This is a genomic window from Rhizobium alarense (genome assembly GCF_021555155.1).
Lineage (GTDB): Bacteria > Pseudomonadota > Alphaproteobacteria > Rhizobiales > Rhizobiaceae > Rhizobium_D > Rhizobium_D alarense.
Window position 1 is genome coordinate 1 of the sequence record NZ_JAKGBU010000148.1, and the last position, 4340, is coordinate 4340.

The following is a 4340-nucleotide window of genomic DNA, read 5'->3' on the forward strand; positions in this document are numbered from 1 at the left end:
CGACCGTCCGGAGAGACGACCCCCGCGGGCGCCACCGGACTGGCCGGCGCATGGGCGGCGTAACTGGTCCAGTAGGCGTTGCTGGCCGCATGACCCTGCATTTCGATGGCGAAGGCCGAGGCGTTGTCCGGGGTCTCGCCGGTCGTCGAAAACAGGATGCAGTCCACGTCGAGCCGTTCGTATTCGAGAAATAATTCCGGAAAGTGCGACTCCATGCCGAGTGCGCAGCCGAAGCGGACGCCGTCGACCTCGAACGTCACCGGCCCTTTGCCGGGCGTGTACATGAACGAGATCTTGGTGTTCGACAGCATGCGCTCGTCATATCGGGTCACCAGTTCCCCACGATGGGAGACGACGTAGAGGCTGTTGTGTGGTCGGTGCGGCGGCGTCAGCCGATGCACCGAACCGAAGACCGTCCAAAGATCAAGCTCCTGCGCAAGCTGCCGCACCGCCTCGAGTTCCTCGCCTAGAACAGTCCATTCGAACCGGCTCCAGTCGGACGGGCCAATGTCCCGGGGACCGTTGACGGACATGATGCGCTTGTTGGGTGAGCAGATCGCGCCCTCGGGAAAATGCACGATCCTCGCACCTGCCTGGCGCGCCTGGCGCATGAGATGGCGCATCTCCAACCCGCTGCGATGAAGCGCATCGGCGTCGCGTGGATCGTCGTGGAAAGCGGTCTGCACCACAGCCAGGCGCACCTGTCGTGCTTCCGGCGGCAGGCCGCTTGCGGATCTTGAACGAAGATGCATGAGAGCGGTCGTATAGGATTCGCCCGTCTTGGCGGCACGTGCCCGTACACGACGCTTGAAATTCCGGTTTTCCGTCATTGCGTGGCCTTTCACGTCCCGGACGGCGTTCCCCAGCAACCACGCCCGAAACGATCGGACCAAGGAAAGCAACCCGAGACTGAAGTCCCTTTGCCCCCGTGCAGGACCGCGCTGGGGACGGTCTTCAGAGGTTCGGCGCAGGCCACGCCAGCCAGAGGATGCCGCCCCGCTCGCGATTCGTCAACGCCGGCACAGGCCGGGAATGAGAGAGCGCATGCCGTTGCGGAAAGCAGGCGGACATCATGGAAAACCGATTCACACCCGCCGCAATACCCAGCGGCGGGTGTGAATCGGAACAATCCTCGTTCGAACGGAGCCGGCCCGCAGGCAGCTCCCTCGCCCCCGTTTGCGCACGGCCTCAGAACATATCCGCGTCTCTCTCAATCGCGAAAAAGCTCTGCCTCTCTATTTTGCGCAATTCCGGCTGCAAAACCGCTGCGCATTTTTGGCGGAATTGCTCTAAACGTAGCGGTTGACCACGTTTTCCAGCAGTTCCTGCTTGCCGGAACGCGGTTCGGGATTGATGCCAGTTGCGCGAACCTTCGCCTCGATCTCCTCCAGCGAGACGCCGCCGGAGAGCATCGTCTGCGCATCGGCGGACTGCCAGCCCGCGTAGCGGTCGGCGAGCGGCTTGGCGAGCGCCTTGTCGTCCAGCATCTTCGCGGCGGCCTTCACGCCGCGGGCGCAGCAGTCCATGCCGCCGATATGGGCGATCAGCAGGTCTTCCGGATCGAGGGACTGGCGGCGCAGCTTGGCGTCGAAATTGGTGCCACCCGTGGTGAAACCGCCACCGGCGAGAACCTGGTAGTAGGCGAGCGCCATTTCAGGCACGTTGTTGGGGAACTGGTCGGTGTCCCAGCCGGACTGATAGTCGTTGCGGTTCATGTCGATCGAACCGAAGATGCCGAGCGCGTTGGCAAGCGCCAGTTCATGCTCGAAGGAGTGGCCGGCGAGGATTGCATGGCCCTGTTCGATATTGACCTTCACCTCGTTTTCGAGGCCGTAGGCCTTCAGGAAGCCGTATACGGTCGCAACGTCGTAGTCATACTGGTGCTTGGTCGGCTCCTGCGGCTTCGGCTCGATGAGGATCGCCCCCTTGAAACCGATCTTGTGCTTGTACTCGACGACGAGGTTCACGAAGCGCCCAAGCTGGTCGAGCTCCTGCTTCAGGTTCGTGTTGAGCAAGGTCTCGTAGCCTTCGCGGCCGCCCCACAACACATAGTTCTGCCCGCCGAGGCGATGGGTCGCATCCACGCAGGTCTTCACCGTCGCCGCCGCGAAGGCGAAGACATCCGGATCGGGATTTGTCGCCGCACCCGACATGTAGCGGCGGTTGGAGAAGAGGTTCGCCGTGCCCCAGAGCAGCTTGACGCCGGTCTCGGCCTGCTTCTTCGCGAAATAATCAACGATCTCGTTGAGGTTCTTCGTGTTCTCGACGAAGTCCTTGCCTTCCGGCCGGACGTCGGCGTCGTGGAAGCAGTAGAACGGCACGCCGAGAAGCTGGAAGAATTCGAAGGCGACGTCGGCCTTGAGTTTCGCCGCCTGCATCGAGTCTTCAAACCACGGGCGCTGGAAGGTCTGGCCGCCGAAGGGGTCGCCACCCGGCCAGACGAAGGTGTGCCAGTAGGCGACGGCGAAACGCAGGTGATCCTCCATGCGCTTGCCCATGATCATCTCGTCGGGATTGTAGAAGCGGAAGGCCAGCGGATTGGTGCTGTCCGGTCCTTCATATTTGATCTTGGCAATATCGCCGAAGAAGCCTGTGCTCATGGGATGTCTCCTCTGGATTCTATTTGATGTCGCGTGATCGGGTGGTTCAGGCCGAGGCGGCGCTGATCGCCGGATAGAGTCGGCGATAGCGCCGGTAGGCGTCGTCATAGACGGCCGCATGCGCCCGTTCCGGCTCGATGGTCTCAGCGGTGGCCGGCGCGGAGCAGACGGCGACGGGGTCGGCGCCGGTGGCGGCTACGAGGCCGAGGCGGGCGGCGCCGAAGGCCGCGCCGAAATCGCCGTCGGCTGGAAGGTCGACCGGCAGATCGAGTATCGTCGCGATCGATTTCAGCCAGTAGCGCGAGCGCGAGCCGCCGCCGATGGCGGTGACGCGCGTGAGGCTGGTGCCGGCGGATTTCAGCGCCTCCAGACTGTCGCGAATTGCGAAGGAGACGCCTTCAAGCACAGCCTGGGTCAGCACGACACGGCCGCTTTCATGGCCGAGACCAACGAAGGCGCCGCGGATCGCCGCATCGTTGTGCGGCGTGCGCTCGCCGGAGAGATAGGGCAGGAAGATGACCCCGGACGGCGCCTTCAGCGTATCGCCGAGTTCCTTCGTAAGGTCGACGGCGGATTGGCCGGTGATGCGCGAATGCCAGTTAAGCGCATCGGTCGCCGACAGGATGACGCCCATCTGGTGCCAGGTGGCGGGCAATGCATGGCAGAACGCATGCACGGCGCTTTCGGGATTGGGCAAGTAGCTGGCGTTGGCCGCGAAGAGCACGCCGGACGTGCCGAGCGAAACGAAGGCCGCACCCTCGCTGACCGTGCCCATGCCGCAGGCCGACGCCGCATTGTCCCCTGCCCCGCCGGCAACGACGATGCCTCCACCCAGCCCCCATTTCGCGGCAAGCTCCGGCCGCAGGGTACCGGCAGAATCCGTGCCCTCGACAAGATCGGGCATCTGCCGTTCTTCAAGGTCGGTTGCGGCAAGCAGTTCCGGCGACCAGGCGCGCTTGCCCGTGTCGAGCCAGGAGGTACCGGCCGAATCCGACATGTCCGACATGTGCTCGCCGGTGAGCCAGAGCCGGAGGTAGTCCTTCGGCAGCAGCACCCAGCGGATCTTTGCGAAAGTCTCGGGTTCATTGTTCTTCACCCAGGCGAGCTTCGGCGCGGTGAAGCCGGGAAAGACGATGTTGCCGGTGATCTGCCGGAAGCGCGCATCGCCGTCGAGCGCCGCCGCCTCGCGGTGGCTGCGCGTATCGTTCCACATGATGCATGGGCGCAGCACCTTGTCCTCACGGTCGACCAGCGTCGCGCCGTGCATGTGGCCGGAAAGGCCGATGCCCTTCACGGCGGCAAGTTCGGCGGCGTGTGCCGCCTTGAGGCCTGCGACCGCCTCTTCCGTGGCGCGGATCCAATCAGCCGGATCCTGTTCGGACCAGCCGGGATGCGGCCGCGCCGTGCGAACCTCGCTGCTCGACGCCGAGCCGATGACGCGCTGCGCACCATCGATCAGCATCGCCTTGACGCTCGACGTGCCGAGATCGATTCCGAGATACATGTGCCTCTCCCTAGTCCGCCGACGGTTCGTGCGCCGGCCCCTGACTGCCTGCCTCGGGCAGCAGGTTTTCCTTTATGAAGATTTCGATGCGGATGCGCTCCTGCGCCTCGACGACCGGCAGGCCGTCGGCTTTGGCGCGCAGCACGCGAATGGCGCTGCGCACCTCGTGGCCGGGATCCTGGTTGAGCACGGCGTCGATGATGCCGTGGCGCAGCGCCGCCCGCGTGTGCATCGTC

The 4340-nt window shown here is 64.3% G+C and carries 3 protein-coding genes and 1 pseudogene; all 4 read right to left on the reverse strand.

All coding sequences use genetic code 11. From position 1 onward, the window contains the following. A partial coding sequence (locus LXM94_RS25225) for a carbon-nitrogen hydrolase family protein (protein WP_235774568.1) occupies window positions 1-830 on the reverse strand: 830 nt, incomplete at its 3' end. Between the two features lie 459 nt (window positions 831-1289). Continuing rightward, complete coding sequence (xylA, locus tag LXM94_RS25230; protein WP_235774570.1) at window positions 1290-2600, reverse strand: xylose isomerase; 1311 nt, start codon at window positions 2598-2600, stop codon at window positions 1290-1292. A 46-nt stretch (window positions 2601-2646) separates the two neighbouring features. Continuing rightward, window positions 2647-4104 carry a xylulokinase gene (gene xylB / locus LXM94_RS25235; RefSeq protein ID WP_235774572.1) on the reverse strand — a complete coding sequence of 486 codons (1458 nt, stop codon included), beginning with the start codon at window positions 4102-4104 and terminating at the stop codon, window positions 2647-2649. Window positions 4105-4114: 10 nt separating this feature from the next. Next, a pseudogene (locus tag LXM94_RS25240) lies at window positions 4115-4340 on the reverse strand (hypothetical protein); the annotation flags it as partial.

Coding starts and splice junctions, on each gene's coding strand:
- xylA (WP_235774570.1), bottom strand. CDS start 2,600: ATGAGCACAGGCTTCTTCGGCGATATTGCCAAGATCAAATATGAAGGA.
- xylB (WP_235774572.1), bottom strand. CDS start 4,104: ATGTATCTCGGAATCGATCTCGGCACGTCGAGCGTCAAGGCGATGCTG.